Consider the following 755-nt stretch of genomic DNA (forward strand, 5'->3'; position numbering starts at 1 on the left):
ACGCTCATATGCGGATAAAGCGCATAGGACTGGAACACCATGGCAAGGCCGCGCTCGGCCGGGGCCTTTTCGGTGGCGTCGTTGCCGTCGATGACTATTCTGCCGCCGGAGACGTCTTCCAGCCCGGCAATCAGGCGCAGCAGCGTTGACTTGCCGCAACCGGATGGGCCGACAAAGACGACGAACTCGCCGTCATGGATATCGAGATCGATCGACGGGATGACTTTTGCCTCGCCGAAGAGCTTGGACACGTTCTGAAGGGAAATGCTGCCCATTATTGTCGTTCCTTATTTCACGGCGCCAAAGGTGAGGCCACGCACGAGTTGTTTCTGCGAGAACCAGCCGATGACGAGAATGGGGGCGATCGCCATCATCGAGGCGGCCGACAGTTTTGCCCAGAACAGCCCCTGCGGTGAGGAGAAGGAGGCGATGAAGGCCGTCAGCGGTGCCGCATTGGTGGTCGTCAGCCTGATAGTCCAGAAGGATTCGTTCCAGGCAAGAATGACGTTCAGAAGCAGCGTCGAGGCAATGCCCGGAACCGCCATTGGTGTCAGTACATGCACGATCTCGTTCCAGAGCGAGGCACCATCCATGCGGGCTGCTTCCAGGATCTCGCCGGGGATTTCGCGGAAGTAGGTGTAAAGCATCCACACCACGATCGGCAGGTTGATGAAGGTGAGCATGACGGTCAGCCCAATGCGGGTATCGAGCAGGCCGGCATTGCGGAAGATCAGGTAGATCGGCACCAGCACGGC

Annotated in this window: 2 protein-coding genes; both read right to left on the minus strand. The window is 59.1% G+C overall.

What is annotated here, in order from left to right; all coding sequences use genetic code 11:
• Positions 1-275 (minus strand): ATP-binding cassette domain-containing protein (locus V6R85_RS26010; protein ID WP_162633862.1); only part of this gene is annotated, 275 nt, incomplete at its 3' end.
• Positions 276-287: 12 nt separating this feature from the next.
• The coding region (locus tag V6R85_RS26015; protein ID WP_336377358.1) for a carbohydrate ABC transporter permease at positions 288-755 on the minus strand (468 nt) is incomplete at its 5' end.

Origin of the sequence: Agrobacterium sp. CCNWLW32 (assembly GCF_037083425.1) — a bacterium.
In the GTDB taxonomy this organism is placed as follows: domain Bacteria; phylum Pseudomonadota; class Alphaproteobacteria; order Rhizobiales; family Rhizobiaceae; genus Agrobacterium; species Agrobacterium radiobacter.